The following is a 17,742-nucleotide window of genomic DNA, read 5'->3' on the forward strand; positions in this document are numbered from 1 at the left end:
TAATACCGATAGCTTTTAACCTACTCTTTCAACTGCAAACAGGGCAGTCCGGATCAGCTTCAAGCGATAGTTTTTGCCATTGCATGATTTCAGCATCAAATACAAGCAGGTAGCCATGAAGTGACTCTCCAAACCCTGTCATCAACTTCATCGCTTCAAGTGCCTGCATCGTACCAATAGTCCCCACCACTGGCCCCAAAATACCAGACTCGGAACAGGTCAGTTCTTCAGCCATCTCTTCGTTATACAGACAGCGATAACAGGGTCCCTGTTGTAACCGGTGGTCAAAAACAGTTAACTGACCATTCAAACCTATGGCTGCCCCACTCACAAGGGGCGTTGATGCTTGGTGGCATATCTCATTAATGGCAAAACGACTGCTAAAATTATCAGTGGCATCCAGCACAACATCTGCCTGTTTAACCCTATTAAGTAATGCATCTCCTTCCAGCCTGGAATTAATGTACTCCACATTAACATCAGGATTTATTTTCATTAAAGCATCTGCAGCTACCCTTGCTTTAAAAGCCCCCTGGTCAGTATGAGTGTAGAGAAACTGTCGTTGTAAATTAGGCAGGTCAATAACATCCGGATCAACTAACGTCAGTCTCCCTACTCCGGCAGCTGCAAGATAAGTTGCTGCCGGGCAACCCAACCCCCCCAGTCCAATGATAAGCACATGGGCATTTATTAAGCTGTTTTGTCCCTCGATATCAATCTGGGGTAATAGTATTTGCCTGCTATATCTCAGCAGCTGGTCATCTCTCATCATACATCCATAGGGTCACTAACACTTAAACTTAAGCACTCCCCTCATTCCCTTCAAAATTCAGAGAGTACCTAGCAGCCTGCCGGACTTAGCTCTGACCTACTGCGAAAAAGCCGGATTTGGCCATTTTTTATGCTGATTCTCGTTAAATAGAAACACTATTCGCCTCGAATCAGCTCAAAAAATGGCTCAAACCGGTCTTTTTCTCGCTACGATCGGCTAAGTCCGACAGGCTGCTAGTAAAAAAACAGGAAAGGGCGGCTGATCAGCCATCAAAACCGGTCAGTCTTCAGACTCAACAAAATCCGCGTAGCTATCAGCATCCAAAAGATCCCCGAGTTCACCGTCGTCAGACAGTTTCATTTTGAATAACCAGCCATCATTATAAGGATCACTGTTTACAATTTCCGGTGAACCCTCAAGGGCATCATTGATCGCAATAACTTCACCACTTAATGGTGCATAAATATCAGAGGCTGCCTTTACTGACTCAATAACACCCGCTTCATCACCTGCGGTTAAAGTGGCCTCTACTTCTGGCAACTCAACAAAAACAACATCACCTAAAGCGTCTTGCGCATGCTCGGTAATCCCCACCGTAACACAACCATCACCTTCAACTCTTACCCATTCATGAGACTGAAGGTATCTTAGCTCAGCAGGTATATTGCTCATACAGTGACTCCTTGGGTCAAAATTAGCACTGGGGGCTAAAGGTATGAATTCTAACCAGATTAGTATTTTTCCGGCAATATTTTCAGAATTTGTTTTAACCTAAATCATATCCTGCAAAAAAACTGTGGTGACATGGCAGGCAGTTGATGACCTATTCAGGTTAAGCTAACTTAAAAAGATAAGATCCCATACTTCTCCCTGACAAGGTGGTACTCAGGAAGGTTTATCAGATATTCCAAGGAGCGGAATTTTGAAACCTTTTATAACCTCCGTATTGGTAGCATCCCTCCCGAACCATCAACCTTTGTACTATTGGCTCCCGTGATTTTAGTAAGGCCATGATGACAGCCACCAATAATAAAAAGATAAAAGGCCATGATGACTTTCAGCTTCAAAAACCTGCCAATAAAACGAAAACTGCGTTATGCCATGCTGATTACGGCATACACTGTTCTACTGGTCACTTTATCCATTCAAACAGTCAGTGATCTGGTAAATGCCCGCTCCACCCTGGTCAACAATATGGAAACGTTGGCAGAAGTGATCGGAGCCAATGCCGAAGCCGCACTGATGTTTGAGGACACTGAATCTGCCGAGCGTTTATTAAATGGCTTTAACCTGGCTCCACATATCAAGTCAGCCTACCTGATCAATTCTGACGGCGACCAGGTCGCTGCCTACCATCGAAAGCAAACCAAGCCCTGGGCCTTTACTTTAGAAAATCTTGAAGAGCCGGTAACCGCCTTTAGTAGCAACCGCCTGCACCTTTACCGTCCCATAATAATAGAAGGACAGCTGCTTGGTGCTATTTACATACAGTCAGGCCTATCACAGCTTTACCAGCAACTATGGAAAAACCTGTTAATGGCGCTGCTGGCCGTTATTTTATCGGTATTAGCAGCCTATGTCCTGACCTCCCGGCTGCAAAAACTGCTTGGCCGCCCCATCATTCAGCTCGCGGAAACCATCACAGACATTACCGAGCATGGTCAATATGACCGGCAGGTTAATAAATTCAGCCATGATGAAATAGGCAAGCTGTATGATTGTTTCAATGAGATGTTAATGCGCATTAATGAGCGGGATCAGCGTCTGCAGCAACACCGGGATAACCTGGAAGCGGCAGTGGCTGACCGCACCAGGGAACTGGACAGCATTAACAGTGAGTTAAAAGCCAGTATTAAAGAAACAAACGAGGCCAAGGATGCCGCCCTTGAGGCAGCCAAGGCAAAAAGCATGTTCCTGGCCAACATGAGCCATGAAATACGCACACCCATGAATGGCGTCCTGGGTATGTTAGAACTCCTTAAAGACACTGAACTGGACAACGCCCAGGCTGAGTTCCTGAATACAGCATACTCCTCTGCTGATGCCTTGCTGCAAATTATCAACGACATCCTGGACTTTTCGAAAATCGAAGCCGGGAAAATGGAAATCGAATGCATTGACATGAACCCGAAGGCTTTGACAGAAGATGTCTCTGCCCTGCTGGCCAGTAAGGCCAGGGAGAAAGGGCTGGAGCTTAATTGTTATACTGATATTAACCTCCCCTCGACCCTTAAAGGGGATCCAGTACGACTAAGACAGATCCTCACCAATCTTCTGGGTAATGCCATTAAATTCACTGAAGAAGGGGAGGTTATCGTCCGTATTAGCCAACTTGAGAAAAACTCACATTCTGCAAAAGTTGAGTTCTCTGTAGAAGATACAGGCATCGGTATTCCCGATAAAATCCAGGCAAAGTTATTCAGTGCCTTTACTCAGGCAGATGGCACCACAACCCGCAAGTTTGGCGGCACCGGACTGGGTCTTACCATCTCCAGACAGCTTGTTAATCTGATGGGTAGTGATATCAAGATCATCAGTGCTGAAAACCTGGGTTCAACGTTTTCCTTTACCATTGATATGGAAATCTCGGCATCCCAGGAACAGGAAGTCGTTAATGTTGACTCCCACGTCCTTAAGGGCATTAAAACCCTGATCGTCGATGATAACACCACCAATAGAGAAATCCTGAAGCATTACCTGGCAGCGTGGCATATGGATTTCAATGAAGCAGCCAGTGGCAAAGAGGCTTTGGAGAAAATGAAAGCTGCTACTGACCAGGGAGCGCCTTATGAACTGATTTATCTCGATATGGATATGCCAGAGATGGATGGGCTGATGCTTAGTAAAGCCATTGAAGAAGATACCCGTCTTAACGCCGCCAAGCGGATTATGTTGAGCTCTATTGGTTCCATTGCCAGAAAAGTACAGGAAAACCATGGTATATCAGCCAGTCTAAGTAAGCCCTACCGGCAATCAAGATTACTGGAGACCACCATTGGAGTGTTAAAACAGCAAATAGCATCCCAGTCAGTCTCTCCCAAGAAAAAGGAGTCATCTACAAGTCAGTTTTCCGATACAACCCGAATTCTCCTTGTTGAAGACAACATCGTGAACCAGAAAGTTGCCTTAAGCATGTTGAAAAAAATAGGTTTAAAAAATATAGAGGTGGCCGATGATGGAGAAGTAGCTGTAGAAATGACGGCAGCTAACCATTACGACCTGATTTTAATGGACTGCCAAATGCCCAGGATGAGTGGATATGAGGCTACAGGCAATATAAGAAAAAGGGAGCAGGAGCAGCAGTTGTCCCATACGCCTATTCTGGCGATGACAGCCAATGCAATGGCTGGTGATAGAGAGAAATGCCTGGCTTCTGGAATGGATGACTATTTAACCAAGCCTATTAAAGTCGACTTACTTAAAGAACGTCTGCTTCACTGGCTAAATTTCAAACAGCCGGAAAGCACGGAAAAGCCTGAAATACAAAAACCGGCAAACAAATCAACCAGGGAGAATTTCTCAAATATGGATATTATTGATACCCAAACCTTCGACATGCTGAAGGAGCTGATGGAAGAAGAGTTCACCGGTTTGCTGGAAAGCTATATGGAAGATGCACCCAAGCTACTGGCAGACATTCAAAGCTCATCCCGTCAGGCTGACATGGAAGTTCTGGTAAGGGCAGCACACACCCTGAAGTCCAGTAGCAACAACATCGGGGCAAAACGCCTCGGAGAAATAGCCTCGAAAATGGAGGCTGTTGGCAAAGAAGGCAAGCTGCCTGAAGCCACCGCCATGATCCCTGACCTTGAGAAAACCCTGGAAGAAACAATGGAAGCCATCAAAAGCCGTTAAGGATCAATAAAGGGCTAATAATGAATATCATTGAGAAAGTAAAACTGAAAGTCCTGTCATCCTTCCTTGGAGAATCTATTCTGGGGGGCGTTACAGTTATTCTTCCCCTTATTATTATTGCTTTCTTTTTTAGCTGGCTATTAAAAATAACAGGGCATCTGCTGGAACCCCTCGCTCACCTCTTCGACTCCTTTGGGCTTCCCATGGTTCTTTCTGATATTGTCGTTGCACTGCTGCTTATCTCCGTTTGCGCGGGTGTAGGACACCTGGTCAGAACTCGCCTGGGAGAATGGCTGTATAAAAAACTGGAAACAGACTTTTTTGTAAGGATTCCAGGATACACCTCTTTAAAAGAACTCATTGAAATTCTTATAGGCAAAGAATCCAGCCCATTTAAAGGCGAAGTTGCTAAAGTATGGCTTTATGGCAGGTCTGTCCCCACATGGACAGTGGCCCTGATTACCAGCAAACACCCTGATGGCACTTACACAGCCTTTGTGCCCACCTCTCCAAGTCCTGCATCCGGCGTTATTTACCATCTGGGAGCCGATCAGGTGGAAATTCACCCGGAAATTTCCATCGATCAGGCGTTTAAAATCATCGTATCCTGTGGTGCAGGATCAGCGGCCATATTTGAAAAGCTCTCTGACCCTGCGCCCGAACAAAACGGCAATGTTTAAAGCTGGTTTTCATCCAGGTCATAGAGTACTTCTGAGCCTGAATCCGCAGTCTCTGCCAAAGCAAAACACCTGGGCAACAACCGGCGAAAATAGTATCTGGCCGTACTGACCTTTCCCTGATAGAACGCTTCATCTCCAGAGCCCGCCTTTAGCTGCTTGACGGAGGCGTCTGCCATTAATAGCCACATCCAGCCATAAGCAACGTAGGAGAAGGCATGCAGGTAGTCAACGCAGGCACTGTTGATGGCATTGGGGTCTTCCCTGGACTGAATTAACAATGATTCAGTCAGTGCTTCAAGCTTGTCCAGGGCCTTAGACAGCGGTATAGAGAATTCCTCCTGCTCACTGGCATCAATGGCCTGCCGGACTTCCGCAACAAACTGCTTAAAGTGCACACCATGATTTAACACTATTTTCCGGCCTAGCAGATCAAGTGCCTGTATACCATTGGTTCCCTCATAAATCTGGGCAATGCGAACATCACGAACCAGCTGCTCCTGTCCCCATTCCCGGATATAACCATGACCTCCAAAGACCTGTTGACCAGCAACACAGCTTTCCAACCCCATATCGGTAAAAAATGCTTTGGCTACAGGCGTCAGCAAGGCCACTCTGTTATTTGCCAGAGCCTTCTCTTCAGGATCGTCACTGAATTTTGCCGTATCCAGTTGCATGGCAACGTACGTTGAAAGAGTCCTGCCCCCTTCATTCAGGGCTTTCATATTCAGCAACATTCGCCGAACATCGCCATGGACAAGAATAGGATCTGCCGGCTTTTCTGTCTGGATGGCACCTGAGGCTGCCCGTCCCTGTACACGCTCCTTTGCATAAGCCACAGCGTTTTGATAAGACATTTCACTGCAACCAAGACCCTGGATACCCACAAACAGACGCTCATAGTTCATCATGGTAAACATGGCCGCAAGGCCTTTGTTTGCCTCACCCACCAGATAGCCCCTGGCCTGATCAAAATTCATGACACAGGTAGCCGACGCTTTAATTCCCATCTTATGTTCCAGGGAACCGCAGCTAACACCATTTGTTCCGGTGAGCGCCCCATCTTCTCCAACATTTATTTTAGGAACCAGAAACATTGAAATGCCTTTGGTGCCTGCTGGCGCATCAGGCAATTTAGCTAACACCAAATGGATGATATTGTCGGTAAGGTCATGCTCCCCACCGGTGATAAAAATCTTGGTTCCGGTAATGGAGTAACTGCCATCATTATTGGCAACAGCCTTTGTTCTTATAATGCCCAGATCCGTACCCGCATGAGGCTCAGTCAGACACATGGTTCCTGCCCACTCACCACTATAGAGGCGTGGCAAATAACAGGATTTCAGTGCTTCTGAAGCATGGGCATCCAGAGCCAGAGTGACACCGAAGGTAAGGCTTGGATAAAGAGCAAAAGCCAGACTGGCACTACAGAGCATCTCATCAAACTGGGCAGCCAGAACCTTGGGCATTCCCATGCCACCATACTCTGGGTTACCTCCAAGTCCCACCCAGCCTCCTTCTGAAAAGTTTTTATAGGCATCCAGATATCCCGACGGCGTGGACACAACCCCGGCATTCCACTGGCAGCCTGATTCATCTCCGGAGCGGTTTATTGGTGCCACTTCCTTTGATGCCAGTTTTGCCCCTTCCTCAAGAATGGCGTCTGCCGTATCCCTGTCAACCTGATCCCGGGTTCCAGGCCATTCAGCCCACTTTTCTGCAACGTTTAGCACCTCGTACATCACGAAATGCATATCACGCAAAGGTGCTTTATATTCACTCATAATTTGGTACTCCAAAAGGTATTTTGATTGCTGTTTTTTTAAGAAATACCATGCGTGTGCAGTTTGTGCCCTGCTCCTTCAACGGGCAAAAAGTAACTACCCATTCCCAAACTAACTGCATGACCGATTTGACTAGATCAGTTTACCCAAGAGCCAGAGAGCCTCAAAGCAGCATTTAATATCAAAGTGCTTAAAATCTGATTGAAAACCCCACTGTTGCCACTACACCAGCCCATGAAAGTTCAATACCCAGCCCTTTGTAATCAATATCTGTTATAACCTGAAATAAGGGAAAAAACCGTGTATTAAACAATGTCAGGTATTTGGTATAGCCGTACATCATGCCCAACCGGTAGCCCAGTTCAACTTGAGCCTCGCCATAGGATGTTTGTACCCAGCTTCTCTGCACGCCAAGGGTAACCACCCTGTCACTGTGCGTATTAATAAAAGTGCCGCCATAATAACCGTTATATGAAAAGGCCAGTAGTTGATTATTCCAGTCTTGCCCTTTCCCTTTTCCCTCTTTTTTCTTTTCTTTTTGAAAGTGGTAGGTCCACATCCCCAGGTAAAGGCGATTACTGGCAGGGGTTCCCCAAAACTTCTGTAGCCAGCCCTCTGAATCAACAGGTTCATCATCCAGAGGATATGGGGTCGGTTCTTCAGAAAAAGTTTCTTGATGTTGCGACAGTGAAAAACCGTCGTTATACACCCTGTAGCCTGCTTTTTCCCCAAACTCATATTGACCCACTGATACCTGTTCTATGCCGCAGGCTATAACCCTCTCCCCCCAAAAAACAGCAACACACACCAGAACCAAAACAAATTTGCTATTTTTTTTGACAGCCATATCTTTACCTTTTACTGCATTGGAAATCGTTAGATTCCTAATATAGCTGTGAGTTTTTTGTACTATTGTTTAAATAAGGGAAAAAGTGGAACTGCCCCCATAGGGCTTACAAAATACGTTGGTATAGCTCCTCATAGTTAATAAACAATTAATCAGAACGATTTCAAATACACTATGCTGCGTTATTGGTCAAAATTACTATTACACCTGCTGATTCCAGAGTTACTGGCAATGCGGCCCCGTGCTGTCAAATACGGTATCCATACAGATCACAAAGAAATACAACACCATAAAAAAAAGCTTATTTACGGCATTTGGAGCATTGCAACCCTTCTCATGCTCACTAACCCAGTGCTGCCCATTATTTTAATTATCGCCCTGCCTGCTACTTTTTTATCCTTTGTGATTCTTGATGAGAATACTTTCTAACCCGGATATTTTATAAATATCCGGGTTAGAAATGGCCTTACTGATGAATCTAAACCTCCCCAAAGTCCTCTTCTGCCATATCCAGCAAGTTATCAGGCCCTGACTCTACACAGGATTTATGACCCAGTATTCTTGGCAACAAGCGTTGGAAATAGAAACGGGCTGTCTGTACTTTGGCCGTATAGAAACCGGCATCTGTCGTACCCTCATCAAGCTTTTCCTTGGCCACCCGAGCCATATCTGCCCAAAAATAAGCCAGGCAGGCATAGCCAGAGTACATCAGATAATCCACCGCCGCAGCGCCCACAACCTCACGGTTTTGCATGGCTTGCATGCCAACCTTCATGGTTAGCTTTCCCCACTCTTTATTAAGGGCTGCCAGGGGGTCAATAAACTCACGGAGTGCTTCATTGTCACTATGAGCCTGGCAAAACTTGTGAACAACCTTGGTGAAGGATTTGAGAGATTCGCCCTGGGTCATCAACACTTTTCGCCCTAATAAATCCAGGGCCTGTATTCCGGTGGTTCCCTCATACAACATGGAGATGCGGCTATCCCGAACATTTTGCTCCATTCCCCATTCAGCAATATAACCATGCCCTCCATAACACTGAAGCCCAAGGTTGGCGGCTTCAAATCCTGTTTCCGTCATAAAGGCTTTAACAATAGGGGTCAGGAAATCCAGTTGCAGCTTGGCCTTTTCTTTTTCATCCTCATCTTTACTATATTGAGAAAGATCCACCAGCCTGGCGGTATAATAAGCCAGCGCCCGGTTGCCTTCAGTAAAAGCCTTGATGGTCAATAACATTCTGCGGACATCCGGATGAACAATAATCGGATCTGCCGGACCATCAGGATTGGCCGGACCACTCAATGACCGGCTTTGCAAACGCTCCCGGGCATATCTCAATGCGCCCTGAAATGCCACTTCCGAATGAGCAAGCCCCTGAATCCCCGTTCCCAGACGAGCAGCATTCATAAACGTAAACATGCAGTTCAGCCCTTTGTTGGGAGGGCCAATCAAAAAGCCTTTAGCGCCATCAAAATTCATCACACAGGTGGCGTTACCATGAATACCCATCTTATGTTCCAGGGAACCACAGCTGACACCATTGCTTTCCTTGCTGATACCGCCACCTTCCGGAAGTCGTTTCGGTACAATGAATAACGAAATGCCTTTGGTTCCCTTTGGCGCATCGGGCAGACGAGCCAGTACGATATGAACGATGTTTTCGCTCATATCGTGTTCACCGGCCGAAATGAAAATTTTGGTGCCTGTCACTTTATAAGAGCCGTCGGCATTTGGCTCAGCCTTGGTTCGGAGCATGCCCAGATCAGTACCACAGTGAGACTCGGTCAGGCACATAGTGCCCGTCCATTCACCGGAAATAAGTTTGGTGAGATAGGTTTGTTTCTGCTCTTCTGTACCATGAGCCTCAAGGGTATTCATAGCTCCGTGGCTTAATCCGGGATACATCCCCCAGGACCAATTGGCTTCTCCCATCATCTCACTCAGCACAAGCCCTAAAGAGCTTGGCAAGCCTTGACCACCGTATTCGGCATCGTTCGCAAGGGAAGGCCAGCCGCCTTCGACAAATTGCGTATAGGCTTCTTTGAAGCCTTCCGGCGTTTTAACGCCATCATCCGTCAAGGTGCAGCCCTGCTCATCTCCAACTCTGTTTAAAGGTGACAGAACTTGCTCACAAAACTTTGCGCCCTCCTCCAAAATGGCATCCACCATATCGGGTGTTGCTTCTTCCGCACCAGGCAGAGTGGCATAGTGGTCAGCATACTTCAGAAGGTCATTTCGGACGAAGCGGATGTCTCTAAGAGGCGCTTTGTATTCAGGCATAACTCTACCTCTGCAGTCTTATGATTATTAGTAATATTAGAGAGTATAGCAGCGATTCAAACGTACGTTTGAAACCTACGTTTAAAAAACGAGTTTGTCAACTTTTGTTACATATCGATATCTTTTATTGGTAGTTAGCTATAGGTTCGACACATTCAGCCAGGGCAGATAGCATTACCAATAACAGGGAAAATATATATTTCTTACATGGGCAGCCCCCCAATACACGCTAAAAATAAAGGGCTTGTGGGGTAAATAAAGCGAAACAGCGGTTGCAGAAACAAGCAAAACTCCACATTATAAATCAATGGAGCACAACAATCTTTGCCATTCTGTAGATCAATAATGGTTTAACTCGCCACTATTGTCTGATGTCAGCCATGGATACAGGCAGTCAGCCCTGGCCCTCTTCCCGGTGCCCCTGTGCTCTGTAACCATATGATATTCACAGGGGAAAAGAGGCCTGCATTTGGATTCTGCCGGTGTACTAGGGGCTCAGGTATCGAATACTATTTTATTACAGGGCGGGTAAAGGCATGGATATTTTCAATAATTACCAACAAAGATACCAATCAAAGCAACAAGAAGAACTATCCATTCAGGAATACCTTGAACTCTGCAAAAAAGATCCAGTGACCTATGCCAACGCAGCAGAAAGAATGCTGACCGCCATAGGTGAACCGGAAATGGTGGACACTTCACGAGACCAAAGACTCAGCCGCATATTTTCAAATAAACTCATCAAACGCTACCCCGCCTTCTCAGAGTTTTATGGCATGGAAGAAGCCATTGAGCAAATAGTCTCTTATTTCAGGCATGCCGCTCAGGGGCTGGAAGAAAAGAAGCAGATTCTTTATTTACTGGGTCCGGTTGGCGGGGGGAAATCATCCCTGGCAGAACGACTGAAGGCATTAATGGAAAAAGTACCGTTCTATGCCATTAAGGGTTCTCCTGTATTTGAGTCGCCACTAGGTCTGTTTAACCCCGAGGAAGATAGCAAAATACTGGAGCAGGAATACGGAATACCTGATCGTTACCTGCGGAGCATTATGTCACCCTGGGCAGTTAAACGACTCCATGAGTATGGCGGTGATATCAGCAAATTCCGGGTCATTAAAATTCATCCCAGCATACTGGATCAGGCAGCTATCGCAAAAACAGAACCCGGTGATGAAAACAACCAGGATATTTCCAGCCTGGTTGGAAAAGTAGACATCCGGCAGCTAGAAGAATACTCACAGGACGACCCTGATGCCTACAGTTTCTCCGGTGCTCTTTGCCGCGCCAATCAGGGGCTTATGGAGTTTGTTGAAATGTTCAAGGCTCCCATAAAAGTCCTGCATCCTCTATTAACGGCAACCCAGGAAGGAAACTACAACAGCACTGAGGGGATGGGAGCCATTCCTTTTGACGGCGTGATTCTTGCCCATTCCAATGAGTCTGAATGGCAATCTTTCCGTAATAATAAAACCAATGAAGCGTTTATCGACCGCGTCAATATTGTCAAAGTACCCTACTGTACCCGAATCACTGAAGAGATTCATATTTACGAAAAACTGCTGATAAACAGTTCGCTAAAAAACGCTCCTTGTGCCCCGGATACCCTTGATATGCTGGCAAAATTCTCGGTGTTATCCCGAGTAAAAGAGCCTGATAATTCCAACGTATACTCCAAGATGAGAGTCTATGATGGGGAAAGCCTGAAGGATACCGACCCCAATGCCAAGCCTTTACAGGAGTACAAAGATGCGGCGGGTGTTGATGAAGGAATGGAAGGGCTATCTACCCGTTTTGCGTTCAAAATTCTTTCCAAAGTCTTTAACTTTGACCCCACAGAAATTGCCGCCAATCCTGTCCACCTTCTGTACGTTCTGGAGCAACAGATAGAACAGCATCAATTTCCCAAGGAGACCCAGGAGCGCTATCTTCGCTATGTGAAAGAGTATCTTGCGCCAAAATATATTGAATCCCTTGGCAAGGAAATTCAGACCGCTTATCTGGAGTCATACTCTGAATACGGCCAGAATATTTTTGACCGGTATATTACTTACGCCGACTTCTGGATACAGGATCAGGAATACCGGGACCCTGAAACAGGCGATATTCTTGATCGTGTTGCGATTAATGACGAACTGGAAAAAATAGAGAAGTCAGCCAATATTGCTAACCCCAAGGATTTCCGCAACGAAGTGGTTAACTTTGTTCTGCGTGCCAGAGCTAACAACAAAGGCAAGAATCCAAGCTGGCTCAGCTATGAAAAAATGCGAACCGTCATTGAGAAAAAGATGTTCTCAAATACTGAAGACTTACTGCCCGTTATTTCCTTCAATGCCAAAGGCAGTCAGGAAGACCAGCGTAAACACAATGAGTTTGTGAAGCGGATGGTGGAACGGGGCTATACTGAAAAGCAAGTCAGACTGCTCTCTGAGTGGTATATTCGGGTTAGAAAATCTCAGTAAATGTCGCCAGGACGCGACCGGGGGTTCCGCCCCCTACAACTAACACAGGGAGCGTGTAAATGAGCATTATCATCGATCGCCGCCTCAACGGTAAAAATAAAAGTACAGTGAACCGCCAGCGTTTTCTGGATCGTTACCGTAAGCACATAAAAAAAGCCGTATCAGAGGCTGTAAACAAACGCTCCATCACTGATGTTGAGTCAGGCAGCCAGGTTACCATTCCCCGCAAAGACCTTTCGGAACCCTTTTTCCGGCATGGCCAGGGTGGACATCACAAACAGGTTCACCCCGGTAATAAAGAATTTACCGCTGGTGATCGTATTAAACGCCCAAGTGGCGGTAAAGGTGGCAAGGGTGGCGCGGGGAAAGCCAGCAACAAAGGAGAAGGAATAGACGACTTCTCTTTTCAGATTAACCACGACGAATTTCTGGAATACATGTTTGATAACCTGGAGTTGCCAAACCTGGTTCGGAAACAGCTGCAGGACGCCACTGAATTCAAGTATGTACAGGCCGGCTTTAACAATGACGGTTCTCCGGACCGCCTTAATGTTATCCGATCCCTGAAGTCCGCTCATGCCCGAAGAATTGCATTATCCGGGAAGGACCGGCGGGAAATTCGAGCCCTGAAAAAAGAACTCAGGGAAATGGAGGTCAGCCCTGATGAAACCGATATGGAGAAAGCGGAACAATTAAGGGCACGAATCAAAGAGCTCAATAGTAAACTCAAACGCCTGCCCTTTATTGACGACTTTGACCTGAAATACAACAATTTGATCCGGGTACCATCTCCCAGCAATAAAGCCGTAATGTTCTGCGTTATGGATGTTTCTGGCTCCATGACCCAGGAAATCAAGGATATGGCCAAACGCTTCTTTATCCTGCTCTATCTGTTCCTGCAAAGAAGTTATAAACAGATAGAAGTGGTATTTATTCGTCATCACACCGCCGCCAAGGAAGTTGATGAGGATGACTTCTTCTATTCACGGGAAACGGGGGGAACCATTGTTTCAAGCGCCCTGGAAATGACCCGGGACGTTATTGAAAAACGGTATAGCCCTACCGACTGGAATATTTATGTGGCACAGGCCTCCGATGGCGATAACTGGGAAGGGGATTCATCAGTTTGTTCAAAAATTCTCACTGAGCAAATAATGCCAAAGGTTCAGTATTTTTCTTACGTAGAGATTACCGACCGTGCCCATCAAAATCTCTGGCGTGAATACCAGTCTGTTGCAGAAGCATTCCCGGAAACATTTGCTATGCAGCAAATCAAAACACCTGATGACATTTATCCGGTATTCCGACGCTTATTTGAGAAAAAGGAGCATGCATGAGTCCGCCTTTATCCACCGGCTCCGAGTGGACTTTTGATCTTATTGAAAAATATGACCAGGAGTTAGCCCGGATTGCCGGTCAGTTCCGGCTGGACACCTATCCGAATCAAATAGAAATCATTAGCTCCGAGCAAATGATGGATGCCTACTCCTCTACAGGTATGCCCCTGATGTATCACCACTGGAGTTTTGGCAAACACTTTTTACAGACCCAGCAAAACTATCAACGGGGTCGAATGGGGCTGGCTTACGAAATAGTCATCAACTCTAACCCATGCATTGCCTATCTTATGGAAGAAAACACCATGGCAATGCAGGCACTGGTTTTAGCCCATGCCTCCTATGGACATAATTCTTTTTTTAAAGGCAACTACCTTTTCCAGACCTGGACAGATGCTGACTCCATTATCGACTATTTGCTCTTTGCCAAAAACTACATTGGCCACTGTGAAGAAAAACATGGAGTTGAAGCGGTAGAGGATATCCTTGATGCCTGCCATACCCTAATGAACCAGGGTGTTAACCGGTACCTTCGCCCTCGTCCCCTCTCACCTGAGCAGGAACAGGCAAGGCTGGAAGAAAGGGCAGAATATATCCAAAGAAACCTCAATGAGATTTGGAGTACAATTCCCAAAGCGCCAGAACAAATAGAGGAAAAAAAGGAACGCTTCCCTAAAGACCCGGAAGAAAACATTCTTTACTTTCTAGAGAAGAATGCTCCCCTCCTGGATACCTGGCAGAGGGAAATCATCAGAATTGTCCGAAAAATAGCCCAGTATTATTATCCGCAACGACAAACCCAGGTAATGAATGAGGGTTGGGCATGCTTTTGGCACTATCACCTGCTTCATGAGCTATACAAAGAAGACAAGGTGACCGATGGTTTTATGATGGAGTTTTTACATTCTCACTCCAGCGTGATTTATCAGCCTGAATTTGATAACCCACACTATAGCGGTATTAACCCTTATGCTTTAGGGTTCAATATATTTCAGGACATCCGCAGGATCTGTGAAGCACCCACTCCTGAAGATAAATTATGGTTTCCGGATATAGCGGGCAGTGATTGGTTAGAAGCAGTTCACTTTGCTATGAAGAATTTCAAAGATGAAAGTTTTATTTTACAGTTTCTTTCCCCAAAAGTAATGAGAGATATGCACCTTTTTTCTATCACGGATGACGAGGGCAAATCCTATCTTGAAATTGACGCTATCCATGATGACAGTGGCTATAAAGCCATTCGTGAAGCCCTCGCCAAACAATACAATATCGGAGAGCAGGAACCAAATATTCAAGTCTATGACGTAGATATTCGCGGCGACCGTAAACTGACCCTGAGACACTTTCAGCATCAAGGGCGCCCCCTTGATAATAATACAAGGGAATTACTCAAGCATATTCATAAATTATGGCAGTTCGATATAGAGTTACAGTCCGTTGATAATGGCCATATTCGCACCAGACATCATTGTCCTGAACCTGGAAACGTAAAGAAAAAGTAAGGTAGTTGTATTCAATTATTGACGAATAAACCTTGATAGTATGATCGTTGAAATAATCATCACTAATCTAATACTGGCTAGTTTTACAGGAATTTGATTCCACCACTAACAAAACTGTTTCCCTGGGCAGCATTTTCACTTTACGTTACCCCTTCATTGCTACGTTCATATCAACCACAAGCCATTGACGGCTATCAGTTTGATAATATAGTAAGCAAGCGATTAATAATAAATACTCTATTGTGGGTATCTTATTAGAAATTCAATAATGTTTCAGTTTTAATACTTCCATCATTTAAATGCTTCATGTATAAATACATGTACTAAATCTCGTCTATTCAAATCTGGAATCACGAGTCACATTAGGGAGTTACCTAGATGAACATTTTTGATGAAGTTCTTCATCGTTTAAGCAGCAAAACACGCATTCGCCAACTGTTCAAAGACGCTCACGTCTCAGATCTGGAACGTGTCATCTCCAGAATGAGAAGTGTTCTGGAAGAAAAGCAGAATGCCCGTGAAAAAGAAGAAGAAAAGCGCCAGGTAAAACTGGAAAGCATTGAAGCCATTAAACAAATAATGGCTGATCGCGGCGTATCCATGGGTGACCTGGGATTAGGTGAAGAAACAACATCCAAACGTCGTCGTAATATTCAGAAGTACACTTTCCAGTACGAAACTGAAACCGGTGACCAGGCTCAGTGGGAAGGCGCAACAACTGGCCGTCTGCCAAGAGAATTCCAGTCCTATCTGGAACGCACTGGCAAAAAGCGCATGGACTGCGTAATCGAAGCTCAAGACGAAGCTTAACAGTTATTTATGACCTGAGAGTTACCCGTACATCATTTCAATAAGTTTGATATACAAGTGTTGCGCTCAGGTCATTTATTTATTTTCATGACTCACCGAAGCAACAGAAGAAAAACGGTTTTCGGGAAAATGACATATAAAACAACTACCCTGCCCCGGATGGCTGGAAATCGTTAACCATCCATCATGCCTTAGCAATACATGCTTAACAATCGCCAGCCCCAGCCCCGTTCCACCAGACTCAAGACTTCGTCCTTTATCAACTCTATAAAAGCGCTCTGTCAACCTGGGAATATGAACCGGGTCAATCCCCACGCCATTATCTTCAACACTAATACAACATTCCTGATTTTTTACTTTTACTCCAATGTGAATGACCCCGCCCGCCTGAGTGTATCGCACGGCGTTAAATACAAGATTTGATAAAGCACTGCGCAGCTCACTTTGGCTTCCCTTTAAGTAGATACCCTTTACCCCCTCTAATGTAATCTCATGATCATCACTTCCACTTAATGACCTGGCATCATCGGCAACCTGGTTTAACAGTTCTTCCAGCTTTACCGGGTTTGACTCACAGGAAGTCGCAGACTCCAGGCGTGAAAGTAGCAATAAATCTGCCACCAGATTTTTCATTCTGGCTGATTGCTGCTGCATTCTTTTTAACGCCTTGCACCACATAGGTGACAAGGATTCTTCTATATCTGCATTATCCAACAGGGTTTCCAGATACCCAGCTATTACCGTAAGTGGTGTTCTTAGTTCATGGGAAACATTGGCCACAAAATCTTTTCGCATGGTTTCTAACTGATTGATTCGGGTAATATCCCGAATAAACAACAATCGACTTCCCATGCCATAAATCGTAATGTTGATCTGCAACTGCCTTTCGGTATTAACCGGTGAAGCCAGTTCTATCGCCTCTTCGTAACGACCCGAGTCAAAATAATCCAAAAACGAGGGATCGCGAACCAGGTTCGTCAATAATTGGCCTCTATCCCCAGGCATTTTCAAACCCAATAAATCTCCTGCCGCGCGATTCCACCACTCCAGACCGCCATTGTTATCCGCCATAACAATGCCGTCTTCCAGGGCAGCCGTTGACTCCTGTATACGATCAATAACTCCCTGCAAACGCTCATGGGAACCCTTCTGTCGCTTTTGAATCCGGTAAATACCATCGAAGATGGCACCCCATAAACCACGGCTTTCCGGAGGCTCTAATTCACTAACAGCTGTTTTTTCCAGCCAAGTCAACAGACGAAACAATTGACTCAGGCTCCACAATAGATAAACAGCCAGGACAAGTGTTATCCCCAGTAAAACATGCCCCAGCCCCCATCCAATGAAGGTCCCTATTGCCAGGCCCAGCAATAGTCTGCCCAGCAATAGTGATCTGGAATAAGTGATCACTCGCCCCC

At 45.6% G+C, this 17,742-nt stretch carries 13 protein-coding genes; 7 read left to right on the forward strand and 6 right to left on the reverse strand.

What is annotated here, in order from left to right:
* Positions 1–28 precede the first annotated feature (28 nt).
* Together MJ595_RS04060 and gcvH are read right to left on the reverse strand one after the other, a co-directional pair.
* The gene (locus MJ595_RS04060; RefSeq protein ID WP_263081236.1) at positions 29–772 is read right to left on the reverse strand and encodes a HesA/MoeB/ThiF family protein; all 744 of its coding nucleotides are present in this window, start codon (positions 770–772) and stop codon (positions 29–31) included.
* Between the two features lie 279 nt (positions 773–1,051).
* The gene (gene gcvH / locus MJ595_RS04065; protein ID WP_263081237.1) at positions 1,052–1,444 is read right to left on the reverse strand and encodes a glycine cleavage system protein GcvH; all 393 of its coding nucleotides are present in this window, start codon (positions 1,442–1,444) and stop codon (positions 1,052–1,054) included.
* 375 nt (positions 1,445–1,819) lie between these two features.
* Between gcvH and MJ595_RS04070 the strand changes: the two genes are divergently transcribed.
* Positions 1,820–4,627 (forward strand): response regulator, encoded by a 2,808-nt coding sequence (locus MJ595_RS04070; protein ID WP_263081238.1) that lies wholly within the window; start codon positions 1,820–1,822, stop codon positions 4,625–4,627.
* Positions 4,628–4,647: 20 nt separating this feature from the next.
* Positions 4,648–5,307, forward strand: a complete 660-nt coding sequence (locus MJ595_RS04075) for a DUF502 domain-containing protein (RefSeq protein WP_263081239.1) — start codon at positions 4,648–4,650, stop codon at positions 5,305–5,307.
* Here the strand turns inward: MJ595_RS04075 and MJ595_RS04080 are convergent.
* Together MJ595_RS04080 and MJ595_RS04085 are read right to left on the reverse strand one after the other, a co-directional pair.
* Complete coding sequence (locus tag MJ595_RS04080) at positions 5,304–7,088, reverse strand: acyl-CoA dehydrogenase C-terminal domain-containing protein (RefSeq protein WP_263081240.1); 1,785 nt, start codon at positions 7,086–7,088, stop codon at positions 5,304–5,306. The genes MJ595_RS04075 and MJ595_RS04080 overlap by 4 nt on opposite strands.
* Positions 7,089–7,278: 190 nt before the next feature.
* Positions 7,279–7,935, reverse strand: coding sequence for a hypothetical protein (locus MJ595_RS04085; protein ID WP_263081241.1), 657 nt, complete (start codon positions 7,933–7,935; stop codon positions 7,279–7,281).
* Positions 7,936–8,109: 174 nt separating this feature from the next.
* On the opposite strand from MJ595_RS04085, the gene MJ595_RS04090 reads away from it, so the two are divergent.
* Entirely contained in the window at positions 8,110–8,364 is a 255-nt protein-coding gene (locus MJ595_RS04090) for a hypothetical protein (protein ID WP_263081242.1), read from the forward strand.
* 49 nt (positions 8,365–8,413) lie between these two features.
* On the opposite strand, the gene MJ595_RS04095 is transcribed toward MJ595_RS04090, so the two are convergent.
* A complete protein-coding gene (locus MJ595_RS04095) occupies positions 8,414–10,216 on the reverse strand; it encodes an acyl-CoA dehydrogenase C-terminal domain-containing protein (RefSeq protein WP_263081243.1) in 1,803 nt (600 codons plus the stop codon).
* 536 nt (positions 10,217–10,752) lie between these two features.
* Between MJ595_RS04095 and MJ595_RS04100 the strand changes: the two genes are divergently transcribed.
* The 4 genes from MJ595_RS04100 (at position 10,753) to MJ595_RS04115 (ending at position 16,324) form a co-directional block, all read left to right on the forward strand.
* Complete coding sequence (locus tag MJ595_RS04100) at positions 10,753–12,675, forward strand: PrkA family serine protein kinase (RefSeq protein WP_263081244.1); 1,923 nt, start codon at positions 10,753–10,755, stop codon at positions 12,673–12,675.
* 59 nt (positions 12,676–12,734) lie between these two features.
* A complete protein-coding gene (locus MJ595_RS04105) occupies positions 12,735–14,012 on the forward strand; it encodes a YeaH/YhbH family protein (RefSeq protein ID WP_263081245.1) in 1,278 nt (425 codons plus the stop codon).
* Positions 14,009–15,514, forward strand: coding sequence for a SpoVR family protein (locus MJ595_RS04110; protein ID WP_263081246.1), 1,506 nt, complete (start codon positions 14,009–14,011; stop codon positions 15,512–15,514). Before MJ595_RS04105 ends, MJ595_RS04110 begins: the two co-directional genes overlap by 4 nt.
* 378 nt (positions 15,515–15,892) lie before the next feature.
* Positions 15,893–16,324 carry an H-NS histone family protein gene (locus MJ595_RS04115; RefSeq protein ID WP_263081247.1) on the forward strand — a complete coding sequence of 144 codons (432 nt, stop codon included), beginning with the start codon at positions 15,893–15,895 and terminating at the stop codon, positions 16,322–16,324.
* A 75-nt stretch (positions 16,325–16,399) separates the two neighbouring features.
* Here the strand turns inward: MJ595_RS04115 and phoR are convergent, their stop codons facing one another.
* Positions 16,400–17,734, reverse strand: a complete 1,335-nt coding sequence (gene phoR, locus MJ595_RS04120) for a phosphate regulon sensor histidine kinase PhoR (RefSeq protein WP_263081248.1) — start codon at positions 17,732–17,734, stop codon at positions 16,400–16,402.
* Positions 17,735–17,742 lie beyond the last annotated feature (8 nt).

It is taken from the genome of Endozoicomonas sp. Mp262 (assembly GCF_025643335.1).
In the GTDB taxonomy this organism is placed as follows: domain Bacteria; phylum Pseudomonadota; class Gammaproteobacteria; order Pseudomonadales; family Endozoicomonadaceae; genus Endonucleibacter.